The organism is Bacillus yapensis (assembly GCF_005280205.1).
GTDB classification, from domain to species: Bacteria; Bacillota; Bacilli; order Bacillales; family Cytobacillaceae; genus Robertmurraya; species Robertmurraya yapensis.
This window is the reverse complement of record NZ_SUND01000003.1, coordinates 211,660-231,057: the sequence shown is the minus strand read 5'-3', so window position 1 is coordinate 231,057 and position 19,398 is coordinate 211,660. Positions and strand designations below refer to the sequence as shown.

19 protein-coding genes are annotated in these 19,398 nt (G+C 38.8%); 18 read left to right on the top strand and 1 reads right to left on the bottom strand.

What is annotated here, in order from left to right; all coding sequences use genetic code 11:
* Positions 1-58 precede the first annotated feature (58 nt).
* The 12 genes from FAR12_RS05505 to FAR12_RS05450 all read left to right on the top strand — a co-directional run bounded on the left by FAR12_RS05505 (position 59) and on the right by FAR12_RS05450 (position 13,585).
* Positions 59-400 (top strand): YqxA family protein, encoded by a 342-nt coding sequence (locus FAR12_RS05505; RefSeq protein ID WP_126407159.1) that lies wholly within the window; start codon positions 59-61, stop codon positions 398-400.
* Positions 401-529: 129 nt separating this feature from the next.
* Positions 530-2,365, top strand: coding sequence for a translation elongation factor 4 (lepA, locus tag FAR12_RS05500; protein ID WP_126407157.1), 1,836 nt, complete (start codon positions 530-532; stop codon positions 2,363-2,365).
* Between the two features lie 77 nt (positions 2,366-2,442).
* On the top strand, positions 2,443-3,606 hold the full coding sequence (hemW, locus tag FAR12_RS05495) for a radical SAM family heme chaperone HemW (protein WP_126407155.1): 1,164 nt from the start codon (positions 2,443-2,445) through the stop codon (positions 3,604-3,606).
* Between the two features lie 99 nt (positions 3,607-3,705).
* Complete coding sequence (hrcA, locus tag FAR12_RS05490) at positions 3,706-4,737, top strand: heat-inducible transcriptional repressor HrcA (RefSeq protein WP_126407153.1); 1,032 nt, start codon at positions 3,706-3,708, stop codon at positions 4,735-4,737.
* Positions 4,738-4,832: 95 nt separating this feature from the next.
* Positions 4,833-5,411: a nucleotide exchange factor GrpE gene (grpE, locus tag FAR12_RS05485; protein ID WP_126407151.1), complete on the top strand. Its 579-nt coding sequence runs from the start codon at positions 4,833-4,835 to the stop codon at positions 5,409-5,411.
* A 69-nt stretch (positions 5,412-5,480) separates the two neighbouring features.
* Positions 5,481-7,313: a molecular chaperone DnaK gene (gene dnaK / locus FAR12_RS05480; protein ID WP_126407149.1), complete on the top strand. Its 1,833-nt coding sequence runs from the start codon at positions 5,481-5,483 to the stop codon at positions 7,311-7,313.
* A 337-nt stretch (positions 7,314-7,650) separates the two neighbouring features.
* A complete protein-coding gene (gene dnaJ / locus FAR12_RS05475; protein ID WP_126407147.1) occupies positions 7,651-8,778 on the top strand; it encodes a molecular chaperone DnaJ in 1,128 nt (375 codons plus the stop codon).
* Positions 8,779-8,856: 78 nt separating this feature from the next.
* Positions 8,857-9,801: a 50S ribosomal protein L11 methyltransferase gene (gene prmA / locus FAR12_RS05470; protein ID WP_126407144.1), complete on the top strand. Its 945-nt coding sequence runs from the start codon at positions 8,857-8,859 to the stop codon at positions 9,799-9,801.
* 2 nt (positions 9,802-9,803) lie between these two features.
* Complete coding sequence (locus tag FAR12_RS05465) at positions 9,804-10,547, top strand: 16S rRNA (uracil(1498)-N(3))-methyltransferase (RefSeq protein WP_126407143.1); 744 nt, start codon at positions 9,804-9,806, stop codon at positions 10,545-10,547.
* 6 nt (positions 10,548-10,553) lie between these two features.
* Complete coding sequence (mtaB, locus tag FAR12_RS05460) at positions 10,554-11,903, top strand: tRNA (N(6)-L-threonylcarbamoyladenosine(37)-C(2))-methylthiotransferase MtaB (RefSeq protein WP_126407141.1); 1,350 nt, start codon at positions 10,554-10,556, stop codon at positions 11,901-11,903.
* Positions 11,904-12,091: 188 nt separating this feature from the next.
* Positions 12,092-12,763: a deoxyribose-phosphate aldolase gene (deoC, locus tag FAR12_RS05455; RefSeq protein WP_126407139.1), complete on the top strand. Its 672-nt coding sequence runs from the start codon at positions 12,092-12,094 to the stop codon at positions 12,761-12,763.
* 309 nt (positions 12,764-13,072) lie between these two features.
* A complete protein-coding gene (locus tag FAR12_RS05450) occupies positions 13,073-13,585 on the top strand; it encodes a nucleoside deaminase (RefSeq protein WP_126407137.1) in 513 nt (170 codons plus the stop codon).
* Between the two features lie 381 nt (positions 13,586-13,966).
* Here FAR12_RS05450 and FAR12_RS05445 read toward each other — a convergent pair whose 3' ends face one another.
* Positions 13,967-14,899 (bottom strand): Na/Pi symporter, encoded by a 933-nt coding sequence (locus FAR12_RS05445; protein ID WP_126407135.1) that lies wholly within the window; start codon positions 14,897-14,899, stop codon positions 13,967-13,969.
* 209 nt (positions 14,900-15,108) lie between these two features.
* Between FAR12_RS05445 and rpsU the strand changes: the two genes are divergently transcribed.
* The 6 genes from rpsU to yqfC all read left to right on the top strand — a co-directional run bounded on the left by rpsU (position 15,109) and on the right by yqfC (position 19,267).
* Positions 15,109-15,282, top strand: a complete 174-nt coding sequence (rpsU, locus tag FAR12_RS05440; protein ID WP_019154564.1) for a 30S ribosomal protein S21 — start codon at positions 15,109-15,111, stop codon at positions 15,280-15,282.
* Positions 15,283-15,298: 16 nt separating this feature from the next.
* Positions 15,299-15,742: a GatB/YqeY domain-containing protein gene (locus tag FAR12_RS05435; RefSeq protein ID WP_126407133.1), complete on the top strand. Its 444-nt coding sequence runs from the start codon at positions 15,299-15,301 to the stop codon at positions 15,740-15,742.
* 410 nt (positions 15,743-16,152) lie between these two features.
* Positions 16,153-17,427 (top strand): NfeD family protein, encoded by a 1,275-nt coding sequence (locus FAR12_RS05430; RefSeq protein ID WP_126407429.1) that lies wholly within the window; start codon positions 16,153-16,155, stop codon positions 17,425-17,427.
* Positions 17,428-17,430: 3 nt separating this feature from the next.
* The gene (floA, locus tag FAR12_RS05425) at positions 17,431-18,429 is read left to right on the top strand and encodes a flotillin-like protein FloA (RefSeq protein WP_126407131.1); all 999 of its coding nucleotides are present in this window, start codon (positions 17,431-17,433) and stop codon (positions 18,427-18,429) included.
* A gap of 31 nt (positions 18,430-18,460) precedes the next feature.
* The gene (locus FAR12_RS05420) at positions 18,461-18,913 is read left to right on the top strand and encodes a hypothetical protein (protein ID WP_126407129.1); all 453 of its coding nucleotides are present in this window, start codon (positions 18,461-18,463) and stop codon (positions 18,911-18,913) included.
* A 69-nt stretch (positions 18,914-18,982) separates the two neighbouring features.
* Positions 18,983-19,267, top strand: coding sequence for a sporulation protein YqfC (gene yqfC / locus FAR12_RS05415; RefSeq protein ID WP_126407127.1), 285 nt, complete (start codon positions 18,983-18,985; stop codon positions 19,265-19,267).
* The last annotated feature ends 131 nt before the right edge of the window (positions 19,268-19,398 follow it).

The window sequence follows — 19,398 nt, the reverse complement described above, 5'->3', positions numbered from 1 at the left end:
TAAAGGACGATTGCCCGCTTTTAAAAGAAATACGCAGTTAGTCAAAGAGGTGCTCAAAATGAAAAGGTTTTTTCTAAAATTTATCTTTGTCGCCGCCTTAATGTTCGTGTCGGTTTTATTCGGGATGCAGCAAGCAAATCAAGGTATTCATCGGATGAAGGGCTTTGAGGATGCTGATTTTAAAAGTGCGCTAAATGTGAACCAAAACGAGGGTGGGCAAATGGAGGTCTCTGTTCTCGGCAATGATATTAATAGTCACAATCTCGCAGAAAAGAAGGAAAAGCTTGAGGAAATGAAGGCCTATAATTTCTTTTCTTCTATCGGAAAAACGTTAGCCGATGGTATTTCGGCTATTACGAGAAAGTCGATAGAGTTGATCACTGATATAATAGAAGGCTAAATACGGTGCTCCATCCAATGTTTTTTCCGTTGAATCTTGCAGAGTCGACTGATATAATCAAAAATAGTGTACATAGAGATTATATTTGGTGAAGCTAACTCTTGTGCGAGTATAGTAGGAGTGAACGATATGAACAGAGAAGAACGGCTTAATAGACAGTCAAAGATTCGAAATTTTTCCATCATCGCTCATATCGACCATGGAAAGTCGACTTTAGCTGATAGAATTTTAGAAAAAACAAATGCCTTAACATCCCGTGAAATGAAGGACCAGCTCCTTGATTCAATGGATCTTGAAAGAGAACGTGGAATTACAATTAAACTGAACTCAGTTCAATTAAAATACAAAGCAAAAGACGGAGAAATCTATACATTGCATTTAATAGATACTCCTGGACACGTCGATTTTACGTATGAGGTGTCTCGTAGCTTAGCGGCGTGTGAGGGTGCAATTTTAGTTGTAGATGCAGCGCAAGGGATTGAGGCTCAGACATTGGCCAATGTTTATTTGGCATTAGACAATGATCTGGAAATTGTCCCAGTAATCAATAAAATTGATTTACCTAGTGCAGACCCTGAACGCGTTCGAAATGAGATTGAAGAGGTTATTGGGTTAGATGCATCTGAAGCTGTATTAGCGAGTGCAAAAGCAGGAATTGGAATTGAAGACATTCTTGAACAAATCGTCGAAAAAGTCCCTGCTCCAACTGGAGACCCAGAAGCTCCATTGAAAGCACTTATTTTCGATTCCTTGTATGATGCCTACCGTGGGGTAGTAGCTTATATTCGTGTCGTTGAAGGTACGGTTAAAATAGGCGACAAGATTAAAATGATGGCAACTGGAAAAGAATTCGAAGTTACAGAAGTAGGGGTTTTCAATCCGAAACCAGTTCTTGCAGAAGAACTTTCTGTCGGAGATGTAGGATTCTTAACAGCTGCGATTAAAAATGTTGGCGATACTCGTGTGGGTGATACGATTACCAATGCGAAAAATGGTGCAACTGAAGCACTTCCAGGCTATCGTCGTTTGAACCCAATGGTATATTGTGGTTTATATCCGATTGATAGTGCGAAATTCAATGACTTAAGAGAAGCACTTGAAAAACTAGAGTTGAACGATTCAGCTCTTCAATTCGAGCCTGAAACTTCCCAAGCATTAGGATTCGGTTTCCGCTGTGGATTCCTTGGACTTCTTCATATGGAAATTATTCAAGAGAGAATTGAAAGAGAGTTCAAGATTGACTTAATTACAACTGCTCCAAGTGTTATCTATGAAGTAGTTCTAACAGACGGTTCACAGATTAAGATTGACAACCCATCCGATATGCCTGATCCGCAAAAAATTGATCGCATTGAAGAACCTTATGTAAAAGCGACAATGATGGCTCCGAATGATTATGTAGGTGCGATTATGGAAATTTGTCAGGAAAAGCGTGGAACCTTCATTGACATGCAATACTTAGATGAAACTCGTGTAAGTATTGTTTATGAAATCCCACTTTCTGAAATCGTTTATGATTTCTTCGACCAGTTGAAATCTAGCACAAAAGGCTATGCTTCATTTGATTATGAGCTGATTGGTTATAAAGAATCAAAGCTTGTAAAAATGGACATTCTTTTAAATGCTGAACAAGTCGATGCGTTAAGCTTTATTGTTCATAAGGACTTTGCTTATGATCGCGGAAAAATCATTGTTGAGAAATTAAAGGAATTAATTCCTAGACAGCAATTCGAAGTGCCAATCCAAGCAGCTATTGGACAAAAAATTGTCGCTCGTTCAACAATTAAGGCGATGCGTAAGAACGTATTGGCTAAATGTTATGGGGGAGACATTTCCCGTAAGAGAAAGCTATTGGAGAAGCAAAAAGAAGGTAAAAAGCGCATGAAGCAAGTAGGTTCCGTTGAGGTACCACAAGAAGCGTTTATGGCTGTCCTAAAAATGGACGATAGTAATTCGAAAAAATAACATGATGAGGGGTTAGGCTGGCTTGTCCGCAAGCACGCTAACCTCTTTTTCATATTTTAATCAAGGTAGTGATCTAAATGATAAAAGCGGCCTATATACACATCCCTTTTTGTGAGCATATTTGCCATTATTGTGATTTTAATAAAGTTTTTTTACAGGGACAGCCTGTTGATGAATACTTGAATTCATTAAAAAAAGAAACAGAACTTACGCTAGAAACAGCGCCGACGACTCATTTAGACTCGATCTTTGTCGGAGGTGGAACACCAACGGCTCTTAATGAGAAGCAATTACAATTCTTGTGTGAAACCATTAATGACCTTCTTCCGTATAATCAACAAACGGAATTTACCTTTGAGGCTAATCCAGGAGATTTGTCGAAGGAGAAGTTTCAAATCCTTCACGATGCAGGGGTCAATCGATTGAGCTTTGGTGTGCAGACCTTTAATGATGAATTACTGAAGCGTATTGGTCGGACACATCGTGCAGCAGATGTCTTTAAATCAATAGAACTAGCTAAAACGGCGGGATTTGAAAATATCTCAGTTGATTTAATTTATAGCTTACCGGGGCAAACTTTAGATGATTTCCGTGAAACATTGGAAACTTCTTTTTCGCTAGATATCAATCATTATTCTGGCTATTCCTTAATTATCGAGCCTAAAACCGTTTTCTATAATTTGATGAGAAAAGGTCGTCTTCCTTTACCTGGGGAAGATACAGAAGCAGCGATGTACGAAGTGCTAATGGAAGAAATGGCGAAGCATGGCTTTGCCCAATACGAAATCAGTAATTTTGCTCTGCCTGGGTTTGAGAGTAAGCATAACTTAACGTATTGGAATAATGATGAATATTATGGATTTGGCGCAGGTGCGCACGGGTATGTCAGTGGGAAAAGACGCTCAAACTTTGGTCCGTTAAAAAAATATATGGAACCTCTTCAGCAAATGAATCTGCCAATTCTTGAAGAAACTGTACCGACTGCAGCAGAACAAATGGAGGAGGAAATGTTTCTTGGATTAAGAAAAAATAAAGGTGTTTCGATCCAAAGGTTTATCGATAGATATGGAAAGAATCCTCTCGAATTATTTAAAAAGGAAATGAAAGAACTAACAGAAAAGGGCCTAATTGATGTACAAAACAATCAGATCATGTTAACGAAAAAAGGGCGCTTTTTAGGAAATGAAGTATTTCAGTCCTTCTTAGGTGTAGTTGAGGATGAAGCTGATAATAAAGTCTAATTATAGAGCGTAAATGATTGACATTATCCCCCTTCTTTTGATAATTTAATATTAGATTTAGCACTCGTTATAAAAGAGTGCTAACAGAGGTGATATAAAGTGTTATCAGATCGTCAATTGTTAATTTTCCAGGTGATTGTTGATGATTTCATTCGGTCTGCTCAACCGGTCGGTTCGAGAAGCTTGTCAAAAAAAGAAGAAATTCAATTTAGTTCAGCTACGATTCGTAATGAAATGGCGGATTTAGAGGAGATTGGGTTTCTTGAAAAAACACACACCTCATCGGGGAGAATTCCGTCCGAAAAAGGGTACAGATTTTACGTTGATCACTTGCTTTCTCCACAACAGCTCGATGCAAAAGATGTCGACTCCGTTCGTTCGATTTTTGCGGAAAGAATTTTTGAAATGGAAAAGCTTGTGCAAAAATCAGCAAAAATCTTATCAGAGCTGACAAACTACACATCAATTGTTCTTGGTCCAGCAGTACGTGAAAATAGATTAAAAAGAATTCAAATTGTACCCTTAAATAATGAAGCAGCTATTGCAATTATCGTTACAGATACAGGGTATGTGGAAAATAAGATGTTTCATCTGCCACCAGGTATTGATACTGGCGATATCGAAAAGTTCGTCAATATTCTGAATGAACGGTTAACAGGTGTTCCTCTAGAAGAGTTAAATAGTAAAATCTATAAAGAGGTAGCCCTTGTCTTAAGCCAGCATATCCGTAGCTACGATGCGATGCTTTCTTCTATTGCTGACTCGTTAAAGCTTCCTGTAAACGAAAGATTGTTTTTCGGCGGGAAGACAAATATGTTAAGTCAGCCTGAATTTCATGATATCGTGAAGGTGAAGAATCTCTTAACAATGATTGAGCATGAAGAGGACATGTACGATATTATTCGACAGAACCCTTCAGGAATCAATGTGAAAATTGGCAAAGAGAATGGCGTTTCTGCGATGGAGGATTGTAGCCTAATCACGGCTACGTATTCGATAGCTTCGGAACAACTAGGAACCATCGCCATCTTAGGACCAACACGAATGGAGTATTCTAGGGTGATAAGCCTATTGAAGTTTTTGAGCACCGATTTAAGTACAGCCTTAACAAAGCTGTATCAAAGTAAGTAGCGAAGGAAATATTGATTAAGGGTGGAATTTTATATAATTCCATCTCTTTTCCTTGCACATACAACTTGTTTTTTACTTTAAGGGAGGTGAATACGTTGGCTGAAGAAAAAAATACACTGAATGAAGAAGCTGTGGCTACCAACGATACTGAACAAGAGGAAACAATCGAAGAAGTTTTTGGCGAAGCGGAAGTTGTTGTCGAGACTTCAGCTACTGAGGAATTAGAAAAGAAGATTGCTTCTTTAGAAGCCGAGCTTGAAGAAAAGGAAAATCGTTACCTTCGATTACAAGCTGATTTTGAAAATTCCCGCCGTCGAGCTAGATTAGATTACGAAGCGGCGCAAAAATATAGAGCACAAAGCTTAATTTCTGATCTACTGCCTGTATTAGATAACTTTGAACGGGCATTGAATGTAGAAACAGATAATGAACAAACGAAATCATTGCTTCAAGGAATGGAAATGATTCATCGAACTCTTTTAGACGCCTTGAAAAAAGAAGGCGTTGAACCAATTGAGTCTCAAGGGAAAGAATTCGACCCGAACTTCCATCAAGCTGTTATGCAGGTTGAAGAAGAGGGATTTGACTCAAATATTGTTGTTGAGGAATTCCAAAAGGGTTATCTGTTAAAGGATCGCGTCATTCGTCCGGCAATGGTAAAAGTAAATCAATAAGGCAATTGATGTCTTAAAATGAACCATTAAAGATATTAGTGATTACATATTATTTTGGGAGGTAGTAACATGAGCAAAATTATCGGTATTGACTTAGGAACAACAAACTCTTGTGTAGCTGTCCTTGAAGGCGGAGAGCCAAAGGTTATTCCTAATCCAGAGGGAAATCGTACAACACCATCTGTTGTTGCATTTAAAAATGGGGAAAGACAAGTAGGGGAAGTTGCAAAGCGTCAAGCAATTACAAATCCGAATACAATTCTTTCTATCAAACGTCATATGGGTACTTCTCATAAAGAGACAATTGAAGGTAAGGATTATACACCACAAGAAATTTCAGCGATTATTTTACAACACTTAAAATCCTACGCTGAAGATTATCTTGGTGAGCCTGTAACAAAGGCTGTTATCACTGTTCCAGCATATTTTAACGATGCTGAGCGTCAAGCAACTAAGGATGCTGGTAAAATTGCTGGTCTTGAAGTAGAGCGTATCATTAACGAGCCTACTGCAGCAGCTCTTGCTTATGGTTTAGACAAGATGGAAGAAGACCAAACAATCCTTGTTTATGACTTAGGTGGCGGTACATTCGACGTATCGATCTTAGAATTAGGTGACGGGGTATTTGAAGTAAAATCTACTGCTGGGGACAACCGTTTAGGTGGAGATGACTTCGACCAAGTTATCATTGATTATTTAGTAGAGCAATTTAAGAAGGATAATGGAATCGATCTTTCTAAAGATAAAATGGCAATGCAACGTCTTAAAGATGCTGCTGAAAAAGCGAAGAAGGATTTATCAGGTGTAACAACTACACAAATTTCTTTACCTTTCATCACTGCTGGAGCTGAAGGACCACTTCACTTAGAAGTAAGTCTTTCTCGCGCTAAATTTGATGAGCTTTCTTCAAGTCTTGTTGAAAGAACAATGGGACCTGTTCGCCAAGCGTTACAAGATGCAGGTTTATCATCTTCTGAACTTGATAAAGTTATCTTAGTTGGTGGTTCAACTCGTATTCCAGCTGTACAAGAAGCAATCAAAAAAGCAACTGGTAAAGAGCCTCATAGAGGGGTTAACCCAGACGAAGTAGTTGCAATGGGTGCAGCAGTTCAAGGTGGAGTTATCACTGGAGACGTTAAGGATGTTGTTTTACTAGACGTAACGCCACTTTCACTTGGTATTGAAACAATGGGTGGAGTATTCACAAAGTTAATCGACCGTAATACAACAATCCCAACATCTAAGTCCCAAGTATTCTCTACAGCGGCTGATAGCCAAACAGCAGTAGATATTCACGTATTACAAGGTGAGCGTCCAATGGCTGCAGATAACAAGACACTTGGTCGTTTCCAATTAACAGATATTCCACCAGCACCACGTGGAATTCCACAAATCGAAGTATCTTTCGATATTGATAAAAACGGTATCGTAAATGTTCGTGCGAAAGATCTTGGAACAAATAAAGAACAAACAATCACAATCAAATCTTCTACGGGTCTATCCGATGAAGAAATCGATAAAATGATCAAAGAAGCAGAGGCAAATGCTGACGCGGACCAAAAGCGTAAAGAAGAAGTTGAATTACGTAACGAAGCAGATCAGCTTGTATTCCAAGTTGATAAGACTTTGAAGGATTTAGAAGGCAAGGTTGACGCAGATGAAGTAGCTAAAGCTAATGAAGCGAAGGATGCTCTTAAAGCGGCAATTGAGAAAAATGACCTTGACGAAATTCGTACAAAGAAAGATGCTCTACAAGAAATCGTACAAAATCTTTCTGTTAAGCTTTACGAAGAAGCTGCTAAACAAGCTCAAGGCGCACAAGGTGCTGAAGGTAGCGCAAACGCAGGAAACGACGACAATGTTGTAGATGCTGAATTCGAAGAGATTAAAGACGATAAATAAAATGCAGTGAATTAGCTGTTGTGAAAGCTGAGTTAATGTTGATTGGAGAGGAAGGCATGAGACTCCTGCGGGAAGAGTAAGTCTCGTAAGACCCCACAGGCGCGATCGCGCCGAGGAGGCTTACGGACTTCCCCGCGGAAAGCGAGTGCCTGGAACGGAAATCAACAACTCACTTTAGAAATATAGAAAAGTCAAAGTCACCATCTTTATGGCTTTGGCTTTTTCTATGTAGTCCTTCTTTTAAAGATTGTCACGATTAGCACATACTTTATTTGCACATATCTTTAATTGAGTGTTAAAATAACCTTTACGTGAAAGTTTCGGGGGAGTTGGTAGGATGAGTAAAAGAGATTATTATGAAGTCTTAGGAGTGAGCAAAAGTGCTTCTAAAGATGAAATAAAAAAAGCATATCGTAAGCTATCAAAACAGTACCATCCAGATATAAATAAAGAACCAGATGCTGATGAAAAATTTAAAGAAGTAAAGGAAGCATACGAGATCTTAAGCGATGATTCAAAGCGTTCCCACTACGATCAATTTGGACATACAGATCCAAATCAAGGCTTTGGTGGTGGAGGCTTCGGAGGCGGCGGTTTCGGTGGCTTCGAAGATATTTTTGAAACGTTCTTTGGCGGCGGTGGTACAAGACGTCGTGATCCAAATGCACCAAGACAAGGAGCGGATCTTCAATATACAATGACACTTTCCTTTGAGGATGCGGTATTTGGAAAAGAGACTGAGATCGAAATTCCTCGTGAGGAAACTTGTGATACATGTAACGGAAGTGGTGCAAAGCCAGGAACAAAACCGGTAACATGTAAGCATTGTAGCGGAACTGGTCAATTAAACGTTGAACAAAATACACCATTTGGTCGAATTGTTAATAGAAGAACATGTAACTACTGTAATGGAACTGGTAAGGAAATTAAACATAAATGTTCAACTTGTGGCGGTGCAGGTAAAGTTAAGAAACGTCGCAAAATCAATGTGAAAATTCCTGCGGGTATCGATGATGGCCAACAATTAAGAGTATCTGGACAAGGCGAGCCAGGAGTTAATGGTGGTCCATTTGGAGATCTATATGTAGTCTTCCGTGTTCGCGAACATGAATTTTTTGAGCGTCATGATGATGATATTTATTGTGAAATGCCGATCACATTTGTCCAGGCTGCATTAGGGGATGAAATTGAAGTTCCAACAATGCATGGGAAGGTAAAACTGAAGGTTCCAGCTGGTACTCAATCAGGAACAAAATTCCGGTTAAAAGGAAAAGGTGTTCCAAATGTTAGAGGTTATGGTGTTGGAGATCAACATGTTATCATGCGCATTGTTACCCCAACAAAGCTAACAGAGAAGCAAAAACAGTTACTTCAAGAATTTGCTGAAGTGAGTGGCAAAGTACCACAAGGGGAACAAGAAGAAGGCTTTTTTTCAAAAGTGAAAAGAGCATTTAAGGGTGACTAACTAATTTTTGTACAATTTTTTACAAATAGTAAAGATATAGTAAAGAGAAAAGGTCAGATAGAAACGGAGTTGGTAGAAATGAAATGGTCAGAAATCGCCATTCATACAACAAATGAGGCGGTAGAACCGATCTCAAATATATTACATGAAGCTGGAGCTTCGGGAGTTGTCATTGAGGATCCTTTCGAGCTTGAAAAGGAGAGGGAAGACCGTTTCGGAGAAATCTACCAACTTAATCCTGATGATTATCCGGAAGAAGGAGTCATTGTGAAAGCCTATCTACCTGTCAATAGCTTTCTCGGCGAAACAGTTGAGGAAATCAAAGAAGCAATCAATGGTTTGATTTTATATAACATCGACATTGGTAGAAATACCGTAACAATTAGTGAAGTGAATGAGGAAGAGTGGGCAACAGCATGGAAGAAATACTATCATCCTGTTAAGATCTCGGAAAAATTCACGATTGTTCCTACATGGGAAGATTACACCCCAGTTCATAGTGATGAGCTGATTATTGAGCTGGATCCAGGGATGGCCTTTGGGACTGGAACTCATCCAACTACCGTTATGTGTATTCAAGCGCTTGAAAGAACAGTGAAGCGTGGAGATCGTGTTATCGATGTTGGAACAGGCTCTGGTGTACTTAGTATTGCTGCTGCACAGCTTGGTGCTTCTAAAATTGATGCCTTAGATTTAGATGAGGTAGCTGTCAATTCAGCCCGCATCAATATTAAATTAAATAAGGTACATGATCGAGTAACCGTTTCACAAAATAATCTACTCGATGGAATCAATGAAAAGGTCGATGTTGTCGTTGCAAATATTTTAGCAGAAGTGATCCTACGTTTTACCGATGATGCGGCACGAATTGTGAAACCAGGTGGGCATTTTATAACAGCTGGTATTATTCTTCAAAAAAAGCAAGAAGTTAAAGATGCTATTCTTGCAGCTGGCTTTGAGATTATTGAAACGATTCAGATGGAAGATTGGGTCGCCTTCATTGCGAGAAAAAATGAGGTGTAACGATGCAACGCTATTTTGTAAATGATCTAAGGGATGATACCTTCTATATTTCGCAGGATGACCGGCACCATATCGTCACTGTTATGCGTTTAAAAATAGGTGATCAGATTATTTGTGTGAATAACGGGAGAAGCGCGATTTGTGCAATAGAAGAAATTACCGATGACCAGGTTGTTGCAGAAGTTGTAAAATGGGAAGAAGAATCTGTTGAACTGCCTGTACATGTGGCAATTGCGAGCGGACTGCCAAAAGGGGATAAGCTTGAATGGATTATTCAAAAAGGGACAGAACTGGGTGCATCTACGTTTATCCCTTTTACTGCATCTCGCTCCGTTGTGAAATGGGACGAAAAAAAGGCGGCAAAAAAAGTTGAGCGGTGGAATAAGATTGCGAAAGAAGCGGCTGAACAATCACATCGCCAGATTTCTCCGGAGGTTCAGAGTCCTGTAAGCTTGAAGCAATTTATTGCTCTTGCAAAGGACTATGACTACAAACTGATTGCATTTGAAGAGGATGCAAAGCAGGGAGAGATAGCAGTTCTTCATTCAATATTGAAGGATATTGAAAAAGGACAATCTCTTCTGTTTGTTTTTGGTCCAGAGGGTGGGCTAACAAATGAAGAGGTATCAATTTTAAAAGAAAATGGGTTCCAATCTTGCGGCCTTGGTCCAAGAATATTAAGGGCAGAAACAGCGCCATTATATGCACTTTCAGCTGTTTCCTATCAAACTGAATTAATGAGGTGAATTTAAATGGCATCAGTTGCTTTTCATACACTAGGCTGTAAGGTAAATCATTATGAGACAGAAGCCATTTGGCAATTGTTTAAAGAGCAAGGCTATGATCGAACAGAATTCGAATCAACAGCAGATGTATATGTGATCAATACTTGTACGGTAACGAATACTGGAGATAAAAAGAGTCGTCAGGTTATTCGCCGCGCGATTCGTAAAAATCCAGATGCGGTGATTTGTGTAACGGGTTGTTATGCGCAAACGTCTCCTGCTGAAATCATGGCGATTCCGGGTGTTGACATTGTTGTCGGTACACAGGACCGTGTGAAAATGCTTGAGTATATTGAGCAGTATAAAGAAGAGCGCCAACCAATCAATGCGGTAGGCAATATCATGAAAAATCGGGTGTACGAGGAATTAGATGTTCCGGCTTTTACTGATAGAACTCGTGCATCTCTTAAAATCCAAGAGGGCTGCAATAACTTCTGTACGTTTTGTATCATCCCTTGGGCTCGCGGTTTAATGAGATCAAGAGATCCACAAGAGGTTATTCATCAAGCACAACAATTAGTAGATGCTGGTTATCAGGAGATTGTTTTAACTGGTATTCATACTGGCGGATACGGGGAAGACATGAAGGATTACAACTTGGCTAGTCTTTTAAGAGACTTAGAAGCTCAAGTTAAGGGCTTGAAGCGACTACGTATTTCTTCCATTGAAGCAAGTCAAATTACAGATGAAGTGATTGAAGTAATTGATCAATCAAATGTTATCGTAAGACATTTGCATATTCCAATTCAATCAGGCTCCAATACAGTGCTAAAAAGAATGCGTCGTAAATACACGATGGAATTCTTTGCTGAAAGATTAGAGCGATTAAAAGAAGTACTACCTGGCTTAGCGGTTACATCTGATGTTATCGTTGGATTCCCAGGAGAAACAGAAGAAGAATTTATGGAGACTTATAATTTTATTAAAGAACATAAATTCTCTGAGCTTCACGTATTCCCATATTCTAAACGTACTGGTACTCCAGCAGCTAGAATGGATGATCAAGTTGATGAGGACGTTAAAAATGAGCGCGTTCATCGCTTAATTGCACTTTCTGACCAGCTAGCGAAAGAATATGCTTCTCAATTTGAGAATGAAGTTCTTGAAGTCATCCCTGAAGAGAAGTTCAAGGATGACCCTGAGAGTGACTTATATGAAGGATATACCGACAACTATCTAAAGGTTGTGTTCCCAGCAACTGAAGATATGGTTGGAAAAATTGTGAAGGTTAAGGTTACGAAGGCTGGCTACCCATATAACGAAGGACAATTTGTTCGCGTTGTTGAGAACAGTGAAGTACTTAACGAAGCAATCTAAGAATAGAAGGGACTGCATTTTAAGTTTTTGCAGTTCCTTTTTATTTGTCATTATGAGGTTATTTTTTGTAAAACAACAAAAAATAACCTCGAAAATGAGCGCATTCAATGTTATGATGAAGAGGTACGTACAACTAATATTATTGGCAAAGAAATAAGACTTTGCATGGAATGAAAGGGGCTTATTTAATGGCTACAAATATTGCAAAATATATTGACCATACACTTTTAAAAGCAGATGCAAAAAAAGAGCAAATTGAAACACTTTGTCAGGAAGCAAAGGAATTTAACTTCGCATCCGTATGTGTAAATCCTACTTGGGTGGGACTAGCTAGTGAAATGTTAAATGGGACAGGTGTAGATGTTTGTACAGTTATCGGGTTCCCATTAGGTGCCAACACTCCTGAAACAAAAGCTTTTGAAACAAAGAATGCAATTGAAAATGGTGCAACTGAAGTTGATATGGTAATCAACATTGGAGCATTAAAGAGTGGAAACATTGAATTAGTGGAGAAGGATATTCGTGCAGTTGTTGAAGCAGCAAAAGGAAAAGCTTTAACAAAGGTTATTATCGAAACTTCATTATTAACTGACGAAGAAAAGGTTACTGCATGTGAGCTATCTGTAAAAGCTGGTGCAGACTTTGTAAAAACTTCAACTGGTTTCTCAACTGGAGGAGCAACTGTAGAAGATATTCGCTTAATGCGTAAAGTGGTTGGACCTGAAATCGGTGTTAAAGCATCAGGTGGAGTAAGAAACGCTGAAGATGCAAATAACATGATCGAAGCTGGAGCAACTCGCATCGGAGCAAGCTCAGGAATTGCGATTGTAAAAGGGTTAACATCTGATTCAAGTTACTAAGACAAACAAGTGCTAGAAAGAAATGTATTTCGACATTTAAGACCGTAGCAAACTCGAAAATTTTTCGACTTTGCTATGGTCTTTTCTATTAGAATATGGACGTTAAAAAACTCTGGTGATTTTGAGTTCTTGACCAAATTAAATACTGTAATGACGACACTCCCGTTGTTAAAAACTAATTCTTGAAAGCTGTCTGTTCTCAATAGAAATTACCTATGATAAACTAAGATAATTGAAAATTTCCATATTGTAACAAATGGTTATATTACGAAGAATTAAGAAAGAAGGGTTCAGGAGGTGTCGGGGTGTATGAATATTGAGAGAGATAGATATTTTTTGGAATTAGCACTTGAAGAAGCAGAAAAGGCATTGAATGAGAATACATATCCCATCGGAGCAGTTATAGTGGATGAAAACTATAATTTAGTTGCCAAGGGTCGTAACAAAGTATATACCAAACAAGATGCAACGGCTCACGCTGAAATTGATGCAATACGAAATGCTGGTAAATCCATATTAAGTGCAAAAGTTAACCGTGAAAAATTTACGATTTATACCTCATTAGAACCCTGTCCGATGTGTACTGGTGGTATATTATTTGCAAATATAAAAAAAGTGGTCTGGTTACTTAATGATGATATGGGCTTTGGAGGTTATAGAAAAATACAAGGTACAAAGATATTTGATAAAAGATTCTGTGAGGTCGAAGTAATTGAAGAACCATTTGATGATTTGAAAGAAAAGCAAATGGTATTGATGAAACAATGGTCGTCTAATCCTAATAACGTTATAAACTTACGAAAAGCGGTTATTCAAGATTAAGGCTTAAATAGAAAACAATACTAATCTTTAGTGGGGTAGATCTAAAAGGGTATACGCGGACATCTTTCATAGGATTCTTGAAATAGTTGTCTTTATGAACGCTTCATGTGGACAGCTTTCTCGTACTTCTTGAAATAGTTGTCTTCATGAATGCTCCATGCAGAGATTGTTCTTACGATCTTCCTAATTAGAGTCTTCATGCTACCAAAATAAATGCTTTTTCGAAAATCACAGTTCTTCATTGGCCTCATCTGCAGAACAGGTGAGACTTACTGGCGCTAGCGCCATCCAGCTCACCGCCTGCCCACCGGAAAGCAAGTGCCTGGAGCGGAAATCAACGTATCTTATCTGTATTTCCATGCTGAAAATATGTTGACATTCTTAGTGTACTTGTTTTTTTCCATGCATCTTCACAATAAAATCTCCAAATTTATATGCAAAAGGTAAAACTAATACCGAGGAAATACAATTGAAAAGAACACTTATATGGGCAAGCTGTACTTCTGGTTTATCGGCTAGAAATTCAGCTAGATTAGATAGCGTTTCAATGAACGGAAAAAACACTACAACCCCCAACAAGTTCAGCCAGATATGTGCATATGCGCAAAGCTTCGACTCTTCTCCACTCCCAATACTTGCAATGTAACCAGTCACACATGTGCCGATATTGGCCCCAAGCATGATGGCGATTCCGGTAGCAATATGAAAGACGTCCGAACTCAAAAATCCCATGACAATACCTGTTGTTGCCGTACTTGACTGGATAATGGCCGTGAGAATTATACCAGCAATGACACTTAACAAGGAACTTTCGTTCAATTGATAAATCGATTCTTTCATAAAGGAAAGCTCAGAGAGAGGAAGGGCTAGAAATTCGAACCCTTGCATTCCTGTAAAAATACAAGAAAGTCCAAGAAAAATGATTCCAATACTGCGAATCCTAGGATTACGAATTAGCGACAATAGAGCTCCGATTATTGCCATTGGGACAATTAAGGAACCAATATTAAAGGTAATGAATTCTGTTGTAAATGTCGTTCCGATATTTGTACCTAAAATAATTCCGATGGACCCTCGAAAAGTCATCATTCTTGCTGAAATTAACCCAATGGTAATGACCATGACTGCTGAACTGCTTTGAAGAATTCCCGTTACAACTGTTCCAACGAGCAGTCCTTTAATGGGCGTATCGGTTAATTTTACTAACCAGTACTTTAAGCTCTCAGCAGAGGCATTGAACAAACCTGTTCTCAAAAAAGTCATTCCCACGATAAATAACAAAATAAAAAGTACGAAAAATAATAAATAGAGCATGTCCTCCACCCTTTCCATAAACTTTATGGCTCAGAAGAGTGCGGCATGCACATTATTTAACAATTTTTATCTGAAAAAGTTATCGCCTGATAAGTAGGATGGCAATGGGGCGAGAATACTGTTGACCTTGCTCCTTCATTATATTATAATTGCAAAGTACATGGTTTCATGTGGTGTAAGTGTGTTGTGTTCGGAGGGAGGGAAAGAGAATGTCTAAAACTGTTGTTCGTAAAAACGAATCACTTGAAGATGCTCTTCGTCGTTTTAAACGTACTGTATCTAAATCAGGTACTATACAAGAAGCTAGAAAGCGTGAATTCTACGAAAAACCTAGTGTAAAACGTAAGAAAAAGTCTGAAGCTGCAAGAAAACGTAAGTGGTAAAGAGAGGGTGTAAGTAATGAGTCTTCTCGAGCGTTTGAATCAGGATATGAAGCAGGCGATGAAAAACAAAGAAAAAGACAAACTCTCCGTCATTCGGATGGTTAAAGCTTCACTTCAAAATGAAGCCTTAAAGCTCGGTCAAGAGTTATCCGAGGATGAGGAGCTAACAGTCCTTTCTCGTGAAGTAAAGCAACGCAAGGATTCCCTCCATGAATTTGAAAAAGCAGGCCGCGAGGACCTAGTTGAAAAAATTCGTACTGAATTGCAGTATGTGGAAGAATATATGCCCCAACAGTTAACTGAAGAAGAAGTTTCTAAAATTGTCCAAGAGTCAATTGCAGAAGTTGGAGCTTCATCAAAAGCTGAAATGGGGAAAGTGATGGCTGCTATAATGCCGAAAGTAAAAGGCAAAGCAGATGGATCGCTCGTTAATAAACTTGTACAACAACACCTTTCATAATTGTATTAAAGACCATAGGATTCGTCCTATGGTCTTTTTACATTTAAGGCTCTTTTCGCAAAGATGTTGCTTCTAGATAATTGTGATTAAATAACAAGCGATACTGCCTTTTAAAAACAATAAAATGCTGCGAAAAGTGCCGTGCAAAAATCATTTGTAGTACCAAACCTCCTATGAGGTGTAAATGTCGGCTTTAGATTTTTTTCGAAGAAAAAAATTAAGACATTTACGAAAAAAACAACAATCAATAGGGAAACAGCGTACATTAATGTAAATAAAATGAAACCTTTTTCATACTTGTTCGTAATATTATTGTCGATACGTTTTTGAAAGGAGGGAAGTTCGTGGGAAACCAGTTGACAATTAGACGATTGGTCATAACCCTTTCTTTTTTAGCGGCATTAGTCGTTATGCTTCTCCCAGCTCATGGTAAAGCTAATAATGATGTTGTTTATGTCGTTCCGCTGAAAGAAAATGTTGAAAAAGGATTACATGCTTTTTTAACAAGGGCTGTTGAAACTGCCGAAGAAGCGAATGCAAGAGCAATTATTTTTGAAATTAATACTCCTGGTGGTGTCGTTGATGCAGCCGGTGAAATTGGGAAGTTATTAACTTCTACCTCGCTAAAAACGGTTTCCTATATCAACAACAAAGCGTTGTCAGCAGGTGCCTATATTGCTTTAAATACGGATGAAATTTATATGGTACCAGGCTCAAGTATTGGAGCAGCTGGCATTATTGATCAAGAAGGAAATGCAGCTGATGAAAAGGCGCAGTCCTATTGGTTAAGTGCGATGAAGGGTGCTGCTGAGCAAAGTGGACGGGATCCGATTTATGCTTTGGCAATGGCTGATCCAGAGGTCGATCTCCCTGAATACGGAGCTCCAAAAGGCAAATTTCTTACCTTAACGTCGAATCAAGCTGCGGAGGTTGGCTATTCAAATGGTACTGTTACCAATTTGAACGATGTTTTAGAACAGATTGGCTACCCAAATGCAGAACTTCGTTCGGTTGAAGAAAGCTTTGCGGAAAAGCTTGCTCGTTTTATTACTCATCCCGTGGTCGTGCCTATTTTGCTCACTATCGGTAGCCTTGGTCTTGTCGTTGAGTTATACTCACCAGGCTTTGGAATCCCAGGATTTATGGGCTTATCTTCGTTACTGCTTTTCTTCTACGGACATCTAGTAGCCGGACTCGCAGGCATGGAAACGATAATTTTGTTTGTCCTTGGAGTCGGATTAATTATTTTAGAATTTTTCCTTCCAGGTGGGATTGCAGGAATAATTGGATTCATTTCCATTTTAGCAAGCTTGTTCTTAGCGACTGATAATATCATTCATATGGGAATCTCTTTGCTTATTGCAATAGGTATTTCAATTTTGGCATCTATCCTAATGGTAAAGGTGTTTGGTAAAAAGATGAGTCTATTTAAAAAGATTATTTTAACCGATTCCACGAATACAGAAAGTGGCTATGTTTCAAATAAAAACAGAACAGAGTTACTTGGATTAGAAGGTATTACAATGACGGCGCTTCGTCCAGCTGGAACAGTTTTGGTTAAAGATGAACGGATTGATGTCGTAAGTGAAGGTTCTTTCATTTTAAAGGACAAAAAAGTAAAAATTGTTAAAGTGGAAGGCGCAAGAATTGTTGTTAGAGAAGTACCAGATCAAAAGGAGGAATAAATCATGAATATTACAGCTCCATTTGCCCTATTAATAGTTGCTATTGTTTTAGCAATTATTCTTATCGGTGTCTTATTAACGTTTGTCCCTGTGATGCTGTGGATTTCAGCATTAGCTGCAGGAGTCAGAGTTAGTATTTTTACATTAATTGGAATGAGACTTCGTCGTGTTATTCCAAATCGTGTTATCAATCCATTAATTAAGGCCCATAAAGCAGGAATTAATGTGACGACGAATCAGCTAGAGAGCCATTACCTAGCAGGAGGAAATGTTGACCGTGTTGTAAATGCGTTAATTGCGGCTCAAAGAGCAAATATCGAGCTTACTTTCGAACGTTGCGCAGCAATTGATTTAGCTGGACGTGATGTATTAGAAGCGGTTCAAATGAGTGTTAATCCGAAAGTTATCGAAACACCGTTTATTGCCGGTGTGGCAATGGATGGGATTGAGGTAAAGGCAAAAGCAAGAATTACAGTGCGAGCAAATATCGAACGACTTGTCGGTGGTGCAGGGGAAGAAACGATTATCGCTCGTGTAGGTGAAGGGATCGTTTCTACGATCGGTTCTTCGGAAAACCATAAAAAAGTGTTAGAGAATCCGGATTTGATTTCGCAAACTGTATTATCAAAAGGATTAGATTCAGGTACTGCCTTTGAAATCTTATCGATTGATATTGCCGACGTTGATATCGGTAAAAACATTGGTGCGATTCTTCAAACGGATCAGGCTGAAGCGGATAAGAAAATCGCTCAGGCAAAAGCAGAAGAGCGTCGTGCGATGGCGGTTGCACAAGAACAAGAAATGAAGGCAAAAGTTGAGGAAATGAGAGCGAAGGTAGTGGAAGCAGAAGCGACTGTACCTCTTGCTATGGCTGATGCGCTTAAATCAGGAAATATGGGTGTCATGGATTATATGAATATCCGCAATATTGAAGCTGATACAGAAATGAGAGATTCTATCGGCAAAATTTCTGGAGACAAAAAAGATAAGAAGCAGGATTAAGCTCTCCAAAATAGAAGGGAGGTAATCTCTCTTGCAATTTTTATTAGACAATCCTTTAATTATTGTGATTCTTGTAGGGATCATCTCGTCCATTTTTAAGAAGGGGAAAAACGAGACAAAGCCTACGAAGAAAAAGTCGAAGAATTTTTGGGAAACGGTACAACTGCCTAACTTTGATTCTATTCCTGAAGTTAAACCTTTGCAAAAAGCGGAGGTTTATCATGAAGAGCCTGTCCAACCAGTTAGGTCTATTCAGGATGATTATCTAGAAGCTCAAAGGAAAGCTGATTCACTTAAGCGTGATGCAGAAGAGCTAGAGCGAAAAATTAGGTCGAACGAGGTAAAACGTAGTATTGACGCCCCGACCCTTCAAGAAAAAAGTGATTTTCAGGTAGATTCAAACAAGCTTGCGGATGCGGTTATTTGGTCTGAAATACTTGGACCTCCAAGAGCGCGAAAGCCCCACCGTTCGATGCATAGGTAGGGGAATTAAAAAGAAGTGCTAGAACCTTCTTTTATCTCATATTATGAGATGAAAGGGGGTTCTTTTTTTATGGCAAAAAAGTGGGGACATCAGGTTAAGAACTGGATGACGAAGCATATGGAGCTTCCACAAGATGTCATGATGGACCTTCCCCGTATTACAATGATTGGACAAATTCACATATACATTGAGAACCACCGAGGATTACTTGCTTTTTCTGATAAGGAAGTCAGGCTTCTTTTAAAACAAGGGCAACTATTAGTAAAAGGAAAAGCCTTTGTTATCAAAACAATCCTCCCTGAAGAAATCATGCTCGAAGGAAAGATTGATCAAGTGATTTATGTGAATGATTGAGACCAAACACAAATTATATTTCATGTTGATTGGAGTGGGAAGTGTAAGTCTCGTAAGACTAAATTAAAAGCTTACGGGACTGACCTGCTTAAGAGCTAGTGCGAAATCAACATTCAAGTTTATATAAGTGT